Raw genomic sequence first — 19,144 nt, 5'->3', positions numbered from 1 at the left:
CCCCTGTTGCCGGGGGGGGGCGCAACACCCCCCTTCGGTTTTTCCCAACCCCCCCCCCCCGGGGGGGCGGCCCCCCCCCCGCCGGGGGGGGGGGGGGCCCCCCCCCGACGAGACCGATAGCTCCGGAGGACGAGCATGCAAGGCAAGAAGACTCACGAGCAACAAGTTCGCATCCTCGAGCGCAAGCCGGATGTTCCAGACGCGCGAGAGCTTGAGCGGGCCCTCGGCCACAATCCGGAGGACACCGCCGTTCACCGAGCGAGACCTGAGGCACGACAGAGTGAATTCCCGGTGAGCCGAGGCGGCCTCAACCAGGAAAGCGACCACAACAAGCACAACGATTCCGGCCAAAGCGGACACAAGCCCCCGAAACCGACGCCGGCACAACAGAAGCACTGAGTTGCACGGGCGATCAAAGCAAGAGGAGAGACCGATGCCAGGTGGTCATGGCAGCAAGACGCATTTCAGATCGGGCATGCACGGCAAGGGCGACGGCACGGGTGCCATGACGGACGTGCCAAAGGAGAAGATCGGCGACAACATGGTGCTGTCAAACCGCGACAAGAAGCAGCATTCCGACATTCGCGGCATGGACGGCAAGTCGATCCAGACGGATCAATATCAGGATCACTCGGCCAACCGGCTCGACGAGGAGTCGGGCACCGACGAGACCTGAGAGCGGCGTTCCTCCCGCTGAACTCGCGGACCGGTCTTCAGCCGGTCCGCTTTTTTGTCGATGCCAGATCGCGTTCCCAGCCGAACACGGAACGGCCGTCGAGATCGGGCGAGGCGGCACGCTCTCCGGAGATGAACTCTTCCACTGACGGCCCACGCGCGGTGCGCTCCAGCCGCCGCGCCTGGTCGTCGAGGCGCTTGATCGCCTGCATCTCTTCCTCGCGCCCGAGCTTTGCGTTCTGGATCGCGCCCTTCAGCACGCGAATGGTTTCGTCATAGACCTTGATTGGAACAGGGTAGGGATGCCGGTCCTTGCCGCCATGGGCGAGCGAGAAGCGGGCGGGATCATTGAAGCGGTAGGGCGCGCCGTGCACCACTTCGGCGACCATCGCCAGCGAACGCACGGTGCGCGCGCCGACACCGGGCGTCAGCAGCAGCTCCGGAAAGTCGACCGGGCCGCGCTCGGCCGCGGCCGCGAGTGTGCCGTGCAGGCGGCGCGCGAACACGTCCTTTGGCCGGACATCGTGATGCGCGGGCATGATCAGGTGCGGCAGTATCCCCTGCGCGGGCTCTGGCGCAGTCCCGGTGAGCCGCTCGAATTCGGAAAGGATGCGATCCGGGCCAAGATCGCTCAGAAGCTCGAGCTGCGCGGCGCGCGAGATCTCGGCGCGATGGTCGGTGAGATTGACGATCTCGCCTTGCAGCGGTCCGTCGATTGCGCTGTGCGGCGTATCGACAAAACTCTTCAGCGCCTCGGAATGCCAGTGATAGCGGCGGGCCTGTCGCTTGTCGCCGTTCATGCCCTGCTGCACCACGGTCCATTTGGCGTCGGCGGTGACGAAGAAGCCGTGGAGGTAAAGGTCAAAGCCGTCCTGGACCGCGGCGCTATCCACCTTCGCCACGAGGCGACTCGCACGCGTGAGCTTTGCGCCATCGAAGCCGACGCGGTCGCCGAGCTGCATCAGCTCGTCGGGGGTCTTGCGCGAGTGCTGGCCACGCCCGCCGCAGACGTAGATTCCGAGCTCGTCCTGGAGCGGGCCTAGACCCCGCTTCAGCGCGCCTATCACGGAGGTCGTGATGCCGGAGGAGTGCCAGTCCATCCCCATCACAGCACCGAATGACTGGAACCAGAATGGGTGCGAGAGCCGCTGGAGGAATGCATCGCGCCCGTAGTGATGGACGATCGCCTGCGTGATGATCGCGCCCAGCGAAGACATGCGGGTCGCCAGCCAGGGTGGAACCCGGCCGGTGTGAAGGGGAAGATCGGCGCTGCCGGTCCGTCGAGTCATGGTTGACCAGACATAGCGCAGTTCGGCGATGATTGCACCAGAGGGATGCTGCATTGCACCGAGCGGGGGAGCGAACCACGCTGCAATGCGTTGAACGGCAAGCGCGACGCAAATGCGGGGACTTTAATGAATCGGCAGACCCTTTTGGCCGACATCGACAGGACGTTCGGGTGGATACCGTCGTGGTTCGTCGGCCTCTGTCTGGTCGCTGGCGCGATTCTGATGGCCCTGTCGATCTATCGCCTCTCGGTTTGGCTGTTCAACCGCGCTTTCGGAACCCGCCTCCCGCTCATGCGCGTGTTCATCGAGCGCACGGCGGGCCCCGCTCAGCTGGCCCTCTGTCTTGCTGCCGTGGCATTGGTGCTGCCGCTCGCGCCGCTGGACGACGCCTTCCGCACGCCGCTGACGCGCCTGTTCGTCGTCGCCTTCATCGCGCTGATCGGCTGGATCTCGATCCGGATCGTGGATATGAGCGCGGCACGGTATCTCCTGAACTTTCGCGACGTCACCGAGAATTTCGTCGCGCGCAAGCACGTCACCCAGGTCCGCGTCTTCAAGCGCGTCACCGATATCATCATTGTCATCATCACGGTGTCGACCGCGCTGATGACGTTCGACTCGGTCAGGCAATATGGCGTCAGCCTGTTCGCCTCCGCCGGTGCCGCGGGTATCATCGTTGGTCTTGCCGCCCGGCCGCTGCTGAGCAATCTGATCGCGGGCATGCAGATCGCGATCACCCAGCCGATCCGCATCGAGGACGCGGTCATCATCGAGAACGAGTGGGGCTGGGTCGAGGACATCGCCTCAACCTATGTAGTGATCCGGCTGTGGGACTGGCGCCGCATGGTGGTGCCGCTGTCCTATTTTATCGAAAAGCCATTCCAGAACTGGACCCGCGACACCGCGTCCCTGATCGGCGTGATTGCGTTCCATGTCGATTATCGCGCCGACGTGCCGCGGATCCGGCGTTGGCTGGAAGAAGCAGTGAAGGAGTCCAAGCTCTGGGACGGCGAGGTGGTCAATCTCCAGGTAGTCGATGCGGATTCGCGCACCATCGAGCTCCGCGCCCTCGTCAGCGCCAGGAATGCGCCGCAGTCCTGGGACCTGCGCTGCGAGATGAGGGAGAAGCTCATCGCCTTCATCCGCGACGAGATGCCGGAAGCGCTGCCGCGCGAGCGCGCGATCCTGATTCCGTCGGGAGGAGGCGACGATGACGCCAATTTCGTGCGGCGTCCCGCGCCGCCGGAAAAGATGCGGGCGAGCGCACGCAATTGATCTACTCGGCGGTCGCCTTGGTCGCATCGCGCAGCCGGACTGCTGTCGGATCGTGTCGCCGGTCCTCGTGTGAACAGCCTCACTGCGCGCGGATGTCGGCGGCCCTCAGCACCGGCTCCCATTTGGTTGCCTCGGCATGAATGTAGGCGTCGAATTCCCTGGACGAAGAGCCGACCGGGGCTGCGCCGATCTTGCTGAGTGTCGACAGTACGTTCGGGTCCTGCAGCGCCGCCTTCAGATCGGTTTCGAGCTTCGCCACGGTCTCCGGCGGCATTTTCGCCGGGCCAAGGACGCCCCACCAGACCGAAACATCGTAACCTGGCACGCCGGACTCGGCGACAGTCGGAACATTCGGCAGCGCCTTCGAGCGTTCGGCCGAGGTCACCGCGAGCGCGCGCACCGGGCCGCCTTCGATCTGGCTGATGGCTTCCGCAAGTGGATTGATGCTGAGCGGGATGTCGCCCGCGATCACGGCGGTCAGCGCGGGCGCGCCGCCCTTGTAGGGGATCGCGACGATCTTGGTGCCGGACAGGTATTTCAACAGCTCACCGGCGAGATGCGCCGAGGTGCCGTTGCCGGACATGCCGTAGGAAAGCTTGTCAGGGTCCTTCTTCGCCGCAGCGAGGAGATCGCCGAGCGTCTTGTAGGGGCTGTCCTTGGCGACGACGATCGCGAGCGGCGAGGAGGCGACTTCGGTGATCGCGGTAAAGTCCCTGAAGGTGTTGTAGGGCACGCTCGGATAAATGAACTGGTTGAGCGGATGACCGCTGGCGACCAGGATCAGCGTGTAGCCGTCGGGGGCGGCTTGCGTCAGTGCCTGTGAGGCGACGATGCCGCCGGCGCCGGGGCGGTTGTCGATCACCGGCTGCTGGCCCCAGGTCTTTGCCAACGCCTGTCCGAGCGTGCGCGCGAGCACGTCGACCGCGCCACCGGCAGCATAGGGCACCAGGATGTGAACCGGCTTGCTCGGATAGCTGTCGGCGGCCTGCGCGGCGCCGCCTCCCAGCAGAAGACCGGCACCCAGCATCAAGCTGCCGATCTTTTTGTTGAAATCCAGCATTTTCCAGCACTCCTTGCGAGCGTTGCGTGCCGTCGGTCTTTCGAGCCGTCCGGACGCCGCCCGTGGTTTTTGTTGACGAGACCTGATCTTTTGTACGATAGTACAAATCACATGATGCGCAACCCCGCCAGCAAGGAAACGGCTCGCAAGCCGAACATGCGCGAGGCGATCCTCGCCGCGGCCGAGGAGCTGTTCGCCACCAACGGCTTCAACGCCGTGTCGGTGCGCGATATCGCACAGGCCGCCGGCGCCAATCCCGGCAGCATCACCTATCATTTCAAGACCAAGGACGGTCTGCTGCTGGAGATCTACCGGCGCCATTGCGGGCCGATGAATTTGCGCCGGTCAGAGTTGCTCGCCGCCGCCAAGCGCGTGCGCGATCTCCAGGACCGGCTCGAAGCGGTGGTGCGGGCCTATGTCGTGCCGGCCTTCACCTCGGGCAGTGATCTTGCCGGGGGCGGGGCGCGGTTCACGCGGTTGCGCGCGGTGATGTCCGCGGAGGGCAATGAGGTCGCGCGAAAGATCATCGCGCAGACTTTTGACGACACCAGCCACGCCTTCATCGATGCTGTTCACGAAAGCCTGCCGCACGTTCCGCGCACCGAGATCGTCTGGCGCAGCCACTTCCTGCTTGGCGCACTCTATTATTCGCTGGTGACGCCGGATCGCGTCTCGCGCCTGTCGCGCGGCGAGGCCGACGGTAGCGATGCCGCAAGCGCCATCGAGCAATTGGTGCAGGCCACCGTCGCCGCGTTCCAGGCGCCGGCACCCGATCAGGCTGCGCCGGCACGACGACGACCGGTCGTCAGCAGCAAGACTTGAACACTCGGTCTCGTTCGGCGGTTTATCTGATGGCAACCATGTACACGCCGACCATTCCGCCGCCCGATCCGAACACGCGCAGGCCGAAGTTCAAGCTGCCGAAGCTGTCTTGCGACGCGCATTGCCACATCTTCGGGCCCGGCGCGAAATACCCCTACGCGCCGGACCGCTCCTATACGCCGCCGGATGCGCCGCTCGCCGATTTCCGCACGCTGCATGCCAAGCTCGGGGTCGAACGTGCCGTCATCGTCAATGCCAGTGTTCACGGCACCGACAACACGGTGGCGCTCGATGCCATCGCGCAGAGCAACGGGGCCTATCGCGCGGTCGCCAATATCGACGGCTCCATCACGGAGCGCGGGATTCGCATACTGCACGAGGGCGGCTTCCGCGGCTGCCGCTTCAATTTCGTTCGCCATCTCGGCGGCGTTCCCGACAAGCGGGTGTTCGAACGCATCGTCGCGATGGTCGCGCCGCTCGACTGGCATATCGACCTGCATTTCGACGCGATCGATCTGCCCGAATATGCCGACACGCTGACCAGGCTGCCGCTGAGCTACACCATCGACCATATGGGACGGGTGAAGGCGTCCGAAGGGCTCGATCAGCTTCCGTTCAAGATCCTGATCGAGCTGATGCAGCGCGACGAGAAATGCTGGGTCAAGATCTGCGGCTCGGAGCGGGTGTCGTCGGCCGGTCCGCCGTTCACCGACGCGGTGCCGTTTGCGCGAAAGATCGTCGAGTCCGCGCCCGACCGGGTCATCTGGGGCACCGATTGGCCACATCCCAACGTCAAGACGATGCCGAACGACGGCGATCTCGTCGACCTGATCCCGCTGTTCGCGCCGGAGCCGGAGTATCAGCAGAAGATCCTCGTCGATAATCCAGCGCGCCTGTTCGAATTCGACCAATGACGGCGCTTGCGATCGACAAGCCGCGCGGCTTGATGAACTTATGACGTTGACGAACAGAAAAGGGGAGTTTGTCCCATGAAAACAGGTCTCGTGGTCACCGCCCATCCCGGCGATTTCGTCTGGCGCGCCGGCGGCGCCATCGCGCTGCATGCGAAGAAGGGCTATCGCATGAAGATCGTCTGCTTGTCCTACGGCGAGCGCGGCGAGAGCCAGTTCGCCTGGAAGGAGAAGGGTGCGACGCTGGAGTCAGTCAAGGCCGGCCGCAAGGATGAGGCGGAGCGCGCAGCAAAGCTGCTCGGCGCGGAGATCGAGTTCTTCGACTGCGGCGACTATCCGCTGAAGCTGACGGAGGCGCATTTCGACCGCATGGTCGACATCTACCGCGAGCTCAATCCGAGCTTCGTGCTGACGCATGCGCTGGAGGACCCCTATAATTTCGATCATCCGAACGCGGCGCATTTCGCGCAGGAAACCCGCGTGGTCGCGCAGGCCATGGGCCACAAGCCCGGGGCGCAGTACAAATATTCGGCGCCGCCAGTGTTTCTGTTCGAGCCGCACCAGCCGGAGCAGTGCAATTACAAGCCGGACCTGCTCCTCAAGATCGACGAGGTCTGGAAGGAGAAGTATGAGGCATTCCAGATCCTCGCCGCGCAGAAGCATCTGTGGGGTTATTACGAGCGTGTCGCGCTCAACCGCGGCATCCAGGGCAGCCGTAACACCGGCGTTCCCATGACGTATGGCGAGGCCTATCAGCGCCTGTTCCCGACGGTAGCGGAGGAGCTGGCATGAAGCCGGTCGTCGTTCGCAACATTGAGCGAGCCGATCCCGCCGCCATGGCGGAGTACGGCGTCTCGACCGTGCACGAGGCCTATGGTCGACTCGGCCTGATGAAGCCGTATCTGCGGCCGGTCTGGGCCGGCGCGGCGATCGCCGGCCCCGCCGTCACCGTACTGGCGCAGCCCGGCGACAACTGGATGATCCATGTCGCGGTCGAGCAGTGCAGGAAGGGCGACATCCTCGTCGTCGGCTGTACCACCGACAACACCGATGGCATGTTCGGTGAGCTGCTCGCAACCTCGTTGCAGGCGCGCGGCGTGCAGGGGCTGATCATCGATGCCGGCTGCCGCGACGTCAGGGCACTGCACGAGATGAAGTTTCCGGTGTGGTCGCGCGCGGTCTCGGCCAAGGGGACAGTGAAGGCGACGCTCGGCTCGGTCAATGTCCCCGTGGTCTGCGCCGGCGTCAACGTCGATCCTGGCGACATCATCGTGGCCGATGACGACGGCGTCGTGGTGGTGTCGAAGCGCTACGCGGCCGAGGTCGCCGCGAAGGCGAAGAAGCGCAACGTGGACGAAGGCGGCAAGCGCACGCGGCTGGCTTCGGGCGAGCTGGGCCTCGACATGTACAGCATGCGCGAGGCCCTGGCGAAGGCCGGGCTCGTCTATGTCGACAATCCCGAGGATGTCCAAAGCAATTAGCGGAGTGGGCCGATGGATCGTCTCAAGCTGAAGGCCGTGCTCGGCAGTCACCCCCATGTCCAGGCGGTCAAGAGCGGCGAGCTCCGCTCCGACCTGTTCGATCTCGATTTCATCGAGTACACGCCGACCAATACGGCGTTCAAGCCGATGGTGCGCGAGCAGGCCTTCGACGTCTGCGAGATGGCGATCGTCACCTATCTGATGGCGAAGGCGCATGGCAAGCCGCTGGTGCTGCTACCTGCCACCATGCTCGGCCGTTTCCAGCATTCCTATGCACTCCACAATCCGGAACGGGGAACGCTTGGGCCGTCCGATCTCGCAGGCAAGCGGGTCGGCATTCGCTCGTTCACGACGACGACCGGCGCCTGGATCAGGGGCATTCTCGCCAACGACTACGGCGTCAATCTCGACAAGATACGCTGGGTCACCTTCGAGGATCCGCACGTCGCCGAATATGTCGACTCCACCGAGCGCGCGCCGAAGGGCAAGAAGATCTTGCAGATGCTGATCGACGGCGAGCTCGATGCCGTCCTCGGCGAGGCCTCCGATGATCCCAAGCTGCAGACGCTGTTCCCCGATCCGGCCGCAGAAGCCGCCAAATGGTACGCGCGTCGCGGCGTCGTGCCGGTCAATCATCTCGTGGTCGTGCCCGAGCAGCTGGCGAAATCGCGTCCTGACGTGGTTTCGGGCATTTATGATCTCCTCAAGCGGAGCAAGGTGCAGGCGGGACCTGCGGCAATGCCGGACCTTGTTCCGTTCGGAATCGAAGCCAACAGGAAGTCGCTGGAGCTGATCGTGGACTATGCGTTCCAGCAGGCGCTGATCCCGCGCCGTTACGCGGTAGAGGAGCTGTTCGACGAGACGACGCGAGGATTGAACTGATGGCGGGTGATCCAAGACGATGGCAGATCGGACTGGTCGGTTACGGCGAGGTCGGCAGGATCCTGGCCGAGGATCTGCGCCAGCAGGACATCAAGGTCTCTGCCTATGACATCAAGCTCGGAGGCGAGCAGGGCGGTTCGCTGCAGGAGCATGCTGAAAAATTCGGTGTCTGGCTCGCAGCCTCGCACGCCGAGCTCACCGCCAAATCCGATTTCATCATCTCCGCGGTCACCGCGAGCCAGGCCGTGCCGGTGGCAAAGGCCTGCGCGGCCGCGATCAATCAGGGCACCTGGTTCCTGGATTTCAATTCGGCGTCTCCCGGCGCCAAGCAGCGCGCCGCCGCGCTGATCGATGGCGCCGCCGGACGCTATGTCGAGGGCGCGGTTATGACGTCGGTGCCGCCTTATCGCATCAAGGTGCCGCTGCTGCTCGGTGGTCCCGGTGCCAGGGAGCTGGAGCTGCTTTTGAACACGATCGGTTTTGCGGCAAAGGTTGCGAGCGACAAGCTCGGGGTTTCCTCGGCGGTGAAGATGTGCCGCAGCGTCATGATCAAGGGCCTGGAGGCCATGGTCATCGAAAGCTTTACCACCGCGCGCGCCTATGGAGTCGAGGATGCGGTGCTGGCTTCATTGGCGGAAACCTTTCCCACGATCGATTGGGAGAAGCAGGGCGCTTATTGCTTCCAGCGCGTGATCGAGCATGGCCGCCGCCGCGCCGAGGAAGTACGCGAGGTCGCCGGGACCGTGCGCGAAGCGGGGCTGGCGCCGTGGTCCGCGCAGGGCACTGCCGAGCAGCAAGCCTGGGTGGCGGACCTCGCCGACGAGGGCCTGTTTGGAATGAAGGGCACCGAGGAATTCGCCCGCAGCGCCGACTGGCGCACCGAGGCCGACCGAATCCTGGCGAAGATCAATCGCGAGAAATAGGGCGGCTCCTGCTCAGGACTTTGCCGTGCGACAGCCGGTGAGCTCGTCGCGGGCGCGTTCGATCAACGCCATCAGGTCTTCGGCCTTGCGGGCCAGCCGATCGTTCGCGACTTCGGTCCGGAATTCTGCGCGGATCGATCGAATACATTTGTCGGCGGTATCGAGCGTCAGGAGCATGCGCGTCAGGTCATCCTGTGTCCCGACGCCCGCCAGATCGAGCTCCGACAGGACGTGCCCGATGCCGTCGAGCCGCTTCACGGCAGCCTCGCTGGGCGTTCTCGCTCGCTTGGATTGGTAGTCGATGTCGCTGAATGCGCTGAACATGTCGATGCTTCCCCGTTGAATGCAGACATCAGTGCCGGTCCTACTATGACCGGCACCGCGGGACTTGCAATGCGCGCAGCTATCGAGAATCAGCAAGAATCTACTATCCGGGAATCTACCGGATTCGGAATTGCGGAACGATGAGCGGTAACATCGAACGGAAGCTGCTCGGAAATCAGCCGCCCTTCAATGCAGATATGCATTGAGAGCGATCAGGAGCCGGGGCCAAATAGAGTGGGCCGTTGCCGTGCAAAAGTCTGCCGACCCCGCTTGAAGCCCATCACGATATCCGGCAGCTCGGCGATCGCGAAGCGGCTGTCTTGCGTATCGAGCACGACGAGATCGGCAGGGTTTCCGACCTTGATGCCGTAATCCCCGAGGTTCATCAGCCGCGCCGGCAGCTCGGTCACGAGATCAAGGCAGGTATCGAAGTCGTTGACCGAGGCATGCGCCACGTTGGCGTAGAAATTCGCCATTCGCAGCAGTGAGGCGTCGCCGAACGGCGTGAAGGGATTGAGCACGTTGTTGGTCGCGACCGAGCACACCACGCCTTCGCCGGCGAGCTTGTGGGCGAGCGTCAACCCGCGTGGCGCGTTGTGGGTCGCCTCGCGCCCCATCAGATAGAGATCGGTCGCCGGCAGCACGGTGACGGCAACGCCGGCCTTCACGAGTTGCGCGGTGGCGGCCCTCAGCCGCTCCGGTGGCAGTGCGGAGAGTTTCGTCGCATGGCCGATTGCCACGCGCCCCCCGTAGTTGCGCCGCTCGGTCTGCCGGCAGACCTCGTCGAGGTGCCACCAGGAGGGATCGAGATCGAAATCGAGATGGAGATCGACGTCCACGTCGAACGCCTCGGCGAGGTCGAAGATGCGTGCGAGATGGGCGTTCGGGTCGGTGTCCGTGTAGGGACAGCCGCCGATCACCTCGCCGCCGTCGCGCAGCGCCTGGATCAGAAGCTCCTCGCTGCCGGGATCGTTGGTGAGGCCTTCCTGCGGAAAGACGCAGAGCGACAGGTCGATCGCCCAGGCATAGTCACGCTTCAGCGCCTTCACCGCCTCGAAGCCGCGCAAGCCGATGCGCGGATCGATCTCGACGTGGGTTCGCATGCGCGTGGTGCCGTGGACGATGGCACGTTCGAGCACCCGGGCGCCGCGTTCATATACGTCCTCTACCGTAAAGTCCTTCTTCATCCCGGAGACGGCGCGGATCGCTTCCGAGACGCTGCCGTGATCATGCCCGCAGCGGCCGAGCAGGCAGGCCTTGTCCAGATGGATGTGGCTGTCCACGAAGCCGGGCAGGGCGAGGCGCCCGCCGACATCGACCTCGACGGCCTCGCAGGCGAGCGTCGGTTCGATGGCGGTGATCCGGCCGCGCGTGACGCCGATGTCCATTGGGTCGGCGGCACCACGCAGCAAGGCGTTGCGAAAGATGAGGTCAAAGGCGGGTTGCGTGGTCATGGCTCTTGCGGAAGGAATTTAGTGCGGTCGGCCGCGTTTGGCGGCTCCAGATTGTCGGCAGTGTAGCGACGGAAATGTTCAAAATATATGCACGTATTCCCCGAGCGCGGCGTTAGTATTCCGCAAACCCGGGAGAATGAGCCATGTCCGCTACCGCAAAAGCCGAAGCCGGTCCGTCGTCCGATGCCGAGATCGTGGAAGCCTATCTCACGGCGTCGATGATCCCCGATCCGGACACCGCGGCGGCCTATATGGCGCCCGGCACGGTGATCACCTTTACCGGCGGGCGCGAGTTCGATCATCCGCGTGGCCCGACCGGGTTCAACGCCAAGCGCTACCGCTGGGTCAAGAAGAAGATGGACCGGTTCGACGTCTGCCCCGGCGACGGCGAGACCGTGGTCTATAGTGTGGGCACGCTCTACGGCGAATGGATGGATGGGACCCCATTCGAGGGCAACCGCTACGTCGACCGCTTCGTCGTACGGAACGGCCAGATCACCAAGATGGACGTCTGGAACGACAGCGCCGAGCGCATCCTGGTCCAGCGCGGCATCGACGCGTAACAGCCATACTAGCGCTTGAGCCGCCCTGACTTCACGGAGACAAACGGCTGGTCACCGTATCGCAAGCCGCGATAGCTGATAGACGCAAGCTCGTCTGGCGGCTGCGGCGCGCCTGCGCTATCAACGGTGCGATTGCTGCGCCCGGCATGGAGGCGTGAGCCTCCTCGAGGAGTTCCCGATGCGTTTACCCACTGTTGTCCTGGCTCTCACATGTCTTGCAACTGCCGCCTCCGCCGAAGACCTGTCGGGCACGCTTCAGAAGGTCAAAGAGACCAAGAAGATCACGCTGGGCTATCAGGAGGCCTCGGTCCCATTCAGCTATCTCGACGGCAACCAGAAGCCGGTCGGCTTTGCCATGGATATCTGTCTCAGGATCGTGGATGCCGTGAAGAAGCAGCTCGGCATGCCCGACATCGCCGTCGATACCCTCGCCGTGACGTCGTCGAACCGGATTCCGCTGATGGTCAACGGGACGCTCGACCTGCATTGCTCGGCGACCACCAACAATGCCGATCGCCAGAAGCAGGTCGCCTTCACCAACACGCACTTCCTTAGCGCAACGCGATTTGCGGCCAAGAAAGCCGCAAAAATCAACACCATCGATGATCTCAAGGGCAAGGCGGTGACGGCGGTGGCCGGCTCGGTCAACCTGACGCAGCTCGCCAAGGTCAACACCGAGCGCAATCTCGGCATCAACGTGATGCCGGCCAAGGACCAGGCCGAAGCCTTCCTGCTGCTGGAAACCGATCGCGCCCAGGCCTACGCGCTCGACGACGTGCAGCTCGCGGTCGCGATCGCGCGCTCGAAGGAGCCGCAGCTCTTCATGATCAGCGAGGAGACGTTCTCGAAGCCGGAGCCTTACGGGATCATGCTGCGGCGGGAAGACGCGCCGTTCAAGGCGCTCGCCGATCGCGCGACCGCGGAGCTGTACGCGAGCCAGGAGATCGAGGTCCTCTACAAGAAGTGGCTGGAATCGCCGACGCCGCCGAACGGCCTCAACTACAACGTCCCGATGTCGGGCGCCTTGCGCAACGCCTTCAAGAAGCCGAGCTCAAGCTTCGACCCGGATGTCTACGTGGTGAACTGAGGCGAGGGCTGTCGCCGCCGGAAGCGTGTTGCGCGCAAGCGGTCCGCCGAGATGTCAGTAGGCCGTCGGGAACCCCCGCCTCGCCGCGGGGCCGGCCTGGGGGCCGGGCCAGCCTGCTGCATGATATCGCCCCGAGGAACTTGCGGTCACCTTCGCGACTCTCCAGCGCATAGAACGGTGGGCAAGCCGCCAAGACCGACGCCGAAGCGAAATAGCCATGCGCGCAAATGAACCGTTCCTGGTCCGCCACGCGGACCTTATTTTCGCTTTGAAGACGTTCGCCGCGTCGATCCTGGCGCTCGTCATCGCGCTGGCGATGGATCTGCCACGGCCATATTGGGCGATGGCAACCGTCTACATCACCTCGCAGCCGCTGGCGGGCGCGACCAGCTCGAAGGCGTTCTTCCGCGTGATGGGCACACTGGTCGGCGCCGTCACGACGGTGGCGCTGGTTCCAAACCTGATCGATGCACCCGAGCTGCTGTGCCTCGCCATCGCGCTCTGGGTCGGGCTCTGTCTTTATCTCTCGCTGCTCGACGGCACCCCGCGCAGCTACGTCTTCATGCTGGCCGGATACACGGTGGCGCTGATCGGCTTTCCCTCGGTATCCGAGCCGGGCGCCATTTTCGAAACCGCGGTGGCGAGGCTGGAGGAAATTTCGCTCGGCATCATCTGCGCCAGCCTGGTTTCGACCATCGTCTTTCCACGCAGCGTCGCGCCGGCTGTTGCCAATCGCATCGAGAATTGGGTGGCGGACGCGCAGCGCCTAAGTCAAGTCGTCCTGTTGCGCCACGGGACGAACGAGACCCGCCGCGCCAAGCGCATCAAGCTTGCGACCGACATCGTCGAAATCGACACGCTCTCCACCCATCTTGCTTATGACCGGTTGACCGACCGCAATGCCGTCGTCGGACTGGGTGAAATCCGGCTGCGCATGCTGATGCTCTTGCCGGTGATCGCTTCGCTTGAGGACCGGCTCGCTGCGCTGGGCGAGGAGGCGTTGTGGCGGCAACCCGAGCTGAGGCGGCTCCTGGAAAATCTCGCGGAATGGATCACCAGCGACGCCAACGCACGGCAGCCGGCCGAGCGGATTCGCGCCATGATCGCACGGCAGCAGGCGGTCCTCGACGACAGCGCCTCCTGGGAGCGGATCATCGTCACCAGCCTGTTGTCGCGGCTGCGCGATCTGGTCGACCTCTCGCGCGATTGCCGCGCCCTGACGGAAGCAATCGCCGAGAGCCGGAACGTCTCGACGCTCGATCTGGATTTCCAATCCGAAGCAGGTGCCGCGCCGGTGCGCCATAGGGATCGCGGCCTTGCCCTGTGGTCGGCTGCCGGCGCGGCGGCGGCCATCCTGATCTGCTGCGCGTTCTGGATCGGTACCGGCTGGCCGGACGGCGCGTCGGCGCCGATGATGGCGGCCGTCGCCTGTTCGTTCTTCGCCGCGCAGGACGAGCCCGCGCGCTTCATCCGCAGTTTTGGCCTGTGGTCCCTGGTCGCCATTGTCGTCGTGGCGATCTACCTTTTTGCGCTGGTGCCCGCAATCTCGCATCTCGAGGTTTTGGTCGCCGCGCTCGCGCCAACGTTCCTCTTCTATGGCTTCCTGATCGCACGGCCCGCAACGACCGGAACCGGCATGGCGCTCGCGGCCAACACGGCGACGCTGCTGGCGCTGCAATCGACCTACAGCGCGGACTTTGCGTCATACGCCAATTCCGCCGTTGCCTTCTTCGTCGGCGTCGCCATCGCCGAGTTGGTGACGCGGATCGCGCGTGGGGTGGGGGCGGAGTGGATTGCCAATCGCTTGGTGCTGTCGAACTGGAAGACGCTCACCGTTGCCGCCGAGCGGCGCGGAAGGGGCGATCGCGCCGTATTTGCAGGCCTCATGCTGCACCGGCTCGGATTGCTCGTACAGCGCATCGCCTTCCTCTCCGAGAGCGACCGGCGCGATACCGACAGCCTCGTCCAGCTCCGTATCGGAATCAACATCATCGATCTGCGCCGTGCCCGCTATGCGCTCGCGGCATCCACCATTGCCGTCATCGACGACATGCTCGACGAGCTCGCCATCGCCTGCCGCAAATATGCGGGCGATGGAATGCCGGCCGAACTTCTGGCAAGCGTCGATCGGGCACTGGCCCGTGCGGTGAAGGATCCCAATGAGAAGGCGCGCGAGGACGCTCTGGTCGGCCTCGTCGGCATAAGGCGCGGCCTGTTTCCGGATGCGCCGGCCTATCGGCCGCGGGCAGGCGAGAGTGTTGCAGCATGAGATACGTGATCGATATCTATGGTGTGCTCGTGCCAGCGCTGCTGTTGTGGATCATCATCGCCTACGGGCTGAGTGCTCTGCTGCGCCGTTTCATGCAGCGCTTTGATCTCTACCGGCTAGTTTGGCACCGCGCGCTGTTCGATTTCGCGATCTACGTCTGCATTCTCGGCGTCGTCGTCTATCTCTCGGAGTACCTTGCATGAAAGGGAATCTTGCCTGGCTCGGGCGCCTCGCGTTGACGCTCCTTGCCGTTGTCGCCGCGCTCGCCGTCGGCCGCGAGCTCTGGGTCTATTACATGGAGCAGCCATGGACCCGCGACGGCCGGGTGCGCGCCGACGTGGTGCAGGTCGCGCCCGACGTGTCCGGCTTCGTCACCGAGGTGCTGGTCAAGGACAATCAGAAGGTCCATCGCGGTGACGTCCTGTTCAAGATCGATCGCGAGCGATTTGCGCTGGCGCTGCGGCAGGCCGATGCGTCCGTGGCAGGTCATCAGGCCACGCTCGATCAGGCCAATGCCGATTTGAAGCGCTACAGCGCGCTCACGACGGATGCCGTGTCGCAGCAGAAGCAGGAGCAGGTCCTGGCGACCCAGCTCCAGGCCAAGGCTGCCTTCGACCAGGCCGTTGCCGACCGCGCGGTCGCCCAGCTCAACCTCGATCGCAGCGAGGTGCATGCCTCCGTGAACGGCGTGATTACGAACATGAATCTGCGTCCCGGTGCTTACGTCACGGCCGGGAAGGGCGTGATGGCGCTGGTCGACACCGACACGTTGCATGTCGAAGGCTATTTCGAGGAGACGAAACTCGCGCGCATTCGTATCGGCGACAAGGTGCAGGTCCGACTGATGGGCGAGAAGGTGACGCTGCTGGGTCATGTCGAGAGCATCGCGGCCGGCATCGAGGATCGCGACCGTGCCGAGGGGGCCAGCCTGCTTGCCAACGTCAACCCGACCTTCAGCTGGGTGCGCCTCGCCCAGCGCGTCCCGGTGCGCATCGCGCTGGATCATGTGCCTGACGGGATGTCGCTGGTGGCCGGGCGTTCGGCGACGGTTGAGGTGTTGAACTAGGCGCGACTGCCATCACTCGCTTCAAGCGTTCGAATATTTCTTCAGCTCGAACCGTGCGATCTGGTTCCTGTGGACCTCATCCGGGCCGTCGGCGAGACGCAGCAAACGCGCGGTGGCGTAGGCCTGCGTCAATCCAAAGTCGTTCGACGTGCCGCCGCCGCCGTGGGCCTGGATCGCCCAGTCGATGATTTGGCAGGCCATGTTGGGCACGGCGACCTTGATCATCGCGATCTCGGCTTTCGCCACCTTGTTGCCGACGGTGTCCATCGCGTAGGCTGCGTTGAGCGTCAGCAGCCGGGCCTGCTCGATCATGATGCGGGATTCCGCGATGCGTTCCTGCGTCACCGTCTGCTCGGAGACCGGCTTGCCGAAGGCGACGCGACTGCGCACCCTCCGGCACATCTTCTCCAGCGTGCGCTCGGAGAGCCCGATCAGCCGCATGCAGTGGTGGATACGGCCGGGGCCGAGGCGCCCTTGCGCGATCTCGAAGCCGCGGCCCTCGCCGAGCAGCATGTTCTCCTTGGGCACGCGTACATTGGTGAAGACGACCTCGGAGGCGCGATCGGGCACGCCGTAGAAGCCGAACACGGGCAGGGCACGCTTGACCTCGACGCCCGCTGTGTCCATCGGCACCAGGATCATGGATTGCTGCTTGTGGCGGTCCGCATTGTCAGGATCGGTCTTGCCCATGAAGATGCAGATCTTGCAGCGTGGGTCAGTCGCGTTGGTGGTGTACCATTTGCGGCCGTTGATGACGTAATGGTCGCCGTCGCGGACGATCGAGCTTTCGATGTTGGTCGCATCGGACGAGGCGACGGCAGGCTCGGTCATGGCGAAGCAGGAGCGGATTTCGCCTGCGAGCAGCGGCTTCAGCCAGCGCTCCTTGTCCTTCTCCGTGCCATAGCGCTCCAGAACCTCCATGTTGCCGGTGTCCGGCGCCGAACAGTTGAAGACCTCGGGGGCGAGATGCGAGCGGCCCATGACCTCGCAGAGCGGCGCATATTCGAGATTGGTCAGGCCTGCTCCGTGGCCGGAGTCCGGCAGGAACAGGTTCCAGAGGCCCTCAGCGCGCGCCAGCGGCTTCAGCTCCTCGACGACAGGATAGACCTTCCAGGGCCCCAGCTCCTCCGCCTCGCGATAAAAGCGCTCCTCATTCGGATAGATGTGCCGGTCCATGAAACTTTCGAGCTTGCGCTTGAGCTCGACGACTTTGGGCGACATCGGGTAGAGCATCTTTGTCTCCTTGATCGATGGACAGGCCGGGCGCGATCGGCTCACGCGACGCGATACTCTCTGAATTTCTCGCGCAGCGCCGATTTGAGCACCTTGCCGGTGCCGGTCATCGGGAATTCGTCCATGAACTCGACGGCGTCGGGCATCCACCAACTCGCGATCTTCGGACGCATGTGGTCGAGCAGCGTCTTGCCGTCGACCGTCGCGCCTTTCTTGCGGACGACGAGGAGCAGAGGCCGCTCCTGCCATTTCTCATGGTTGATCGCGACCACGGCGGCTTGCAGCACATCGGGGTGGGACAAGGCGACGTCCTCGAGCTGGATCGAGGAGATCCATTCGCCGCCGGACTTGATCACGTCCTTGGAGCGGTCGGTCAGCGTGACGTGGCCCTGGGGGTCGATCACGGCCATGTCGCCGGTGATAAGCCAGCCGTCGCGGTCCAGGCCTTCGTCGAGCTTCATGTAGCCGGATGCAACCCACGGTCCCCGCGCGCGCAGATGACCGACGCTCTTGCCGTCGCGCGGCAGCTCGTTGCCGCCGTCGTCGACGATGCGCAAGGCGGTACCGAAACAGGCGCGGCCGGACACCTGGCGGCGGTCGAACTTCTCCTTGTCGTCGAGATGCTCGGAGCCCGGCCGCAAGCCCGGCATCGAGCAGCCCAGGGCCTCGGTCATGCCCCAGGCCTGGATGTAGTCGACGTCATACTCGCGCTTGAGCTTCTCGACCATCGCGCGGGGCGGCGCCGAGCCTGATGACAATGTTGCACGAAGGGTCGAGAACCTGTTGCCGGTGCGTCCGAGCCAGTCGAGCAGGATCAGCCAGAAGCTCGGCACGCCCGCCGACAGCGTCACCTTCTCGCCTTCGAGCAGCTCGTAGAGCTTGTCGGGCTCGTAATTGCGGCCGGGCAGCACCAGTTTCGAACCGGTATAAGGCGCGGTGAACGGCATGTTCCAGCCGTTGCCGTGGAACAGCGGCGCCATCGGCATCATCACCTCGCGCACGCCTTCCAGGTGCCCGGGCAGGAAGTCGAAATTGCAGGAGACCATGGTCTGCAGGATCGCGGCGCGGTGCGAATAGATCACGCCCTTCGGGTTACCCGTCGTGCCCGAGGTGTAGCAGATGGTGGACGCCGACTTTTCGTCGAACTCCGGCCAGGCAAATCCGGCGTCGTTCTCGTTGTCCAGCAGATCCTCGTAGCAATGGACGTTGGCAAGCCTGGTCTCCGGCATGCGCTCGCGCGAGCACATCACGACATAAGCTTCGATCGATTTGAGCTGCGGCGCGATGGCCTCGACGATTGGCAGCGTGGCGCGGTCGATGAACAGCAGCCGGTCCTCGGCGTGATTGACGATGTAGACGAGCTGCTCGGGGAATAGCCGCGGGTTGACGGTGTGCAGCACATAGCCCATGCCCGGCGCGGCATAGAACATCTCGAAATGCCGGTGCGTATTCCAGGCCAGCGTGCCGACGCGGTCGCCGGGCATCATGCCGAGCCTCTTGAGCGCCAATGCCATGCGCTTGATGCGCGGATGGGCGTCCGCATAGGTGTAGCGATGGATGTCGCCCTCGATCTCGCGGGCGACGACCTCGGCCTCGCCGTGATAGTCGGCGGCATACTGGATCAGGCCGCTGATCAGGAGCGGCATGTCCATCATCAATCCCTGCATCGTTTCCTCCGGACCGCCATGTCGTTGCATGACGTACGCTTTGATGTGCGCTTGAGGTTAGCGGAACGCCGCGCGACGTTCACGCAAAAAGCGAGAGACGCGATTGCATGCGTCACTTTTTCAGGGCTAAGTGATGCGAGCTGCCGGCGAAGCAGTGTCCGCC

20 protein-coding genes are annotated in these 19,144 nt (G+C 64.2%); 14 read left to right on the top strand and 6 right to left on the bottom strand.

Going from position 1 to position 19,144, the window contains the following annotated elements; genetic code table 11:
• Positions 1–135: 135 nt before the first annotated feature.
• Both AC0L2J_RS09225 and AC0L2J_RS09220 read left to right on the top strand, forming a co-directional pair.
• Positions 136–399, top strand: coding sequence for a hypothetical protein (locus AC0L2J_RS09225; protein ID WP_007608913.1), 264 nt, complete (start codon positions 136–138; stop codon positions 397–399).
• A 34-nt stretch (positions 400–433) separates the two neighbouring features.
• On the top strand, positions 434–676 hold the full coding sequence (locus AC0L2J_RS09220) for a hypothetical protein (protein WP_007608914.1): 243 nt from the start codon (positions 434–436) through the stop codon (positions 674–676).
• Positions 677–713: 37 nt separating this feature from the next.
• Here the strand turns inward: AC0L2J_RS09220 and AC0L2J_RS09215 are convergent, their stop codons facing one another.
• Positions 714–1,964, bottom strand: coding sequence for a DUF763 domain-containing protein (locus AC0L2J_RS09215; RefSeq protein WP_473389032.1), 1,251 nt, complete (start codon positions 1,962–1,964; stop codon positions 714–716).
• Between the two features lie 126 nt (positions 1,965–2,090).
• Between AC0L2J_RS09215 and AC0L2J_RS09210 the strand changes: the two genes are divergently transcribed.
• Positions 2,091–3,239: a mechanosensitive ion channel family protein gene (locus tag AC0L2J_RS09210; RefSeq protein ID WP_473388936.1), complete on the top strand. Its 1,149-nt coding sequence runs from the start codon at positions 2,091–2,093 to the stop codon at positions 3,237–3,239.
• 79 nt (positions 3,240–3,318) lie between these two features.
• Here the strand turns inward: AC0L2J_RS09210 and AC0L2J_RS09205 are convergent, their stop codons facing one another.
• Positions 3,319–4,299, bottom strand: a complete 981-nt coding sequence (locus tag AC0L2J_RS09205) for a tripartite tricarboxylate transporter substrate binding protein (protein WP_473388932.1) — start codon at positions 4,297–4,299, stop codon at positions 3,319–3,321.
• Positions 4,300–4,410: 111 nt separating this feature from the next.
• On the opposite strand from AC0L2J_RS09205, the gene AC0L2J_RS09200 reads away from it, so the two are divergent.
• The 6 genes from AC0L2J_RS09200 (at position 4,411) to AC0L2J_RS09175 (ending at position 9,318) form a co-directional block, all read left to right on the top strand.
• Positions 4,411–5,121: a TetR/AcrR family transcriptional regulator gene (locus tag AC0L2J_RS09200; RefSeq protein ID WP_473388927.1), complete on the top strand. Its 711-nt coding sequence runs from the start codon at positions 4,411–4,413 to the stop codon at positions 5,119–5,121.
• A gap of 29 nt (positions 5,122–5,150) precedes the next feature.
• The gene (locus AC0L2J_RS09195; RefSeq protein ID WP_473388923.1) at positions 5,151–6,035 is read left to right on the top strand and encodes an amidohydrolase family protein; all 885 of its coding nucleotides are present in this window, start codon (positions 5,151–5,153) and stop codon (positions 6,033–6,035) included.
• A gap of 75 nt (positions 6,036–6,110) precedes the next feature.
• On the top strand, positions 6,111–6,824 hold the full coding sequence (locus tag AC0L2J_RS09190; RefSeq protein WP_063992838.1) for a PIG-L deacetylase family protein: 714 nt from the start codon (positions 6,111–6,113) through the stop codon (positions 6,822–6,824).
• The gene (locus AC0L2J_RS09185) at positions 6,821–7,513 is read left to right on the top strand and encodes a 4-carboxy-4-hydroxy-2-oxoadipate aldolase/oxaloacetate decarboxylase (protein ID WP_473388917.1); all 693 of its coding nucleotides are present in this window, start codon (positions 6,821–6,823) and stop codon (positions 7,511–7,513) included. The genes AC0L2J_RS09190 and AC0L2J_RS09185 overlap by 4 nt, the downstream gene beginning before the upstream one ends.
• Before the next feature lie 12 nt (positions 7,514–7,525).
• On the top strand, positions 7,526–8,395 hold the full coding sequence (locus AC0L2J_RS09180) for a substrate-binding domain-containing protein (RefSeq protein ID WP_473388914.1): 870 nt from the start codon (positions 7,526–7,528) through the stop codon (positions 8,393–8,395).
• Positions 8,395–9,318, top strand: coding sequence for a DUF1932 domain-containing protein (locus AC0L2J_RS09175; RefSeq protein ID WP_473388911.1), 924 nt, complete (start codon positions 8,395–8,397; stop codon positions 9,316–9,318). Before AC0L2J_RS09180 ends, AC0L2J_RS09175 begins: the two co-directional genes overlap by 1 nt.
• A 12-nt stretch (positions 9,319–9,330) precedes the next feature.
• Here the strand turns inward: AC0L2J_RS09175 and AC0L2J_RS09170 are convergent, their stop codons facing one another.
• Entirely contained in the window at positions 9,331–9,642 is a 312-nt protein-coding gene (locus AC0L2J_RS09170) for a hypothetical protein (protein WP_007608928.1), read from the bottom strand.
• A 212-nt stretch (positions 9,643–9,854) separates the two neighbouring features.
• Positions 9,855–11,096, bottom strand: coding sequence for an amidohydrolase family protein (locus tag AC0L2J_RS09165; RefSeq protein ID WP_007608929.1), 1,242 nt, complete (start codon positions 11,094–11,096; stop codon positions 9,855–9,857).
• A 143-nt stretch (positions 11,097–11,239) separates the two neighbouring features.
• Between AC0L2J_RS09165 and AC0L2J_RS09160 the strand changes: the two genes are divergently transcribed.
• The 5 genes from AC0L2J_RS09160 (at position 11,240) to AC0L2J_RS09140 (ending at position 16,081) form a co-directional block, all read left to right on the top strand.
• Positions 11,240–11,659, top strand: a complete 420-nt coding sequence (locus tag AC0L2J_RS09160) for a nuclear transport factor 2 family protein (protein ID WP_007608934.1) — start codon at positions 11,240–11,242, stop codon at positions 11,657–11,659.
• A 178-nt stretch (positions 11,660–11,837) separates the two neighbouring features.
• A complete protein-coding gene (locus tag AC0L2J_RS09155) occupies positions 11,838–12,746 on the top strand; it encodes an amino acid ABC transporter substrate-binding protein (RefSeq protein WP_007608938.1) in 909 nt (302 codons plus the stop codon).
• Positions 12,747–12,963: 217 nt separating this feature from the next.
• On the top strand, positions 12,964–15,015 hold the full coding sequence (locus AC0L2J_RS09150) for an FUSC family protein (protein ID WP_473388907.1): 2,052 nt from the start codon (positions 12,964–12,966) through the stop codon (positions 15,013–15,015).
• Positions 15,012–15,218, top strand: a complete 207-nt coding sequence (locus tag AC0L2J_RS09145; protein ID WP_007608941.1) for a DUF1656 domain-containing protein — start codon at positions 15,012–15,014, stop codon at positions 15,216–15,218. The genes AC0L2J_RS09150 and AC0L2J_RS09145 overlap by 4 nt, the downstream gene beginning before the upstream one ends.
• Positions 15,215–16,081: an efflux RND transporter periplasmic adaptor subunit gene (locus tag AC0L2J_RS09140; RefSeq protein WP_007608943.1), complete on the top strand. Its 867-nt coding sequence runs from the start codon at positions 15,215–15,217 to the stop codon at positions 16,079–16,081. The genes AC0L2J_RS09145 and AC0L2J_RS09140 overlap by 4 nt, the downstream gene beginning before the upstream one ends.
• Before the next feature lie 21 nt (positions 16,082–16,102).
• On the opposite strand, the gene AC0L2J_RS09135 is transcribed toward AC0L2J_RS09140, so the two are convergent.
• On the bottom strand, positions 16,103–17,314 hold the full coding sequence (locus tag AC0L2J_RS09135) for an acyl-CoA dehydrogenase family protein (RefSeq protein ID WP_473248404.1): 1,212 nt from the start codon (positions 17,312–17,314) through the stop codon (positions 16,103–16,105).
• A gap of 41 nt (positions 17,315–17,355) precedes the next feature.
• The gene (locus AC0L2J_RS09130; protein ID WP_473388901.1) at positions 17,356–18,981 is read right to left on the bottom strand and encodes a long-chain fatty acid--CoA ligase; all 1,626 of its coding nucleotides are present in this window, start codon (positions 18,979–18,981) and stop codon (positions 17,356–17,358) included.
• Positions 18,982–19,144: the final 163 nt, after the last annotated feature.

The sequence above is a fragment of the Bradyrhizobium sp. MV1.5 genome (assembly GCF_055807615.1).
Note: the sequence above shows the minus strand (reverse complement) of the source record. Positions and strands in the feature narration are given on the sequence as shown.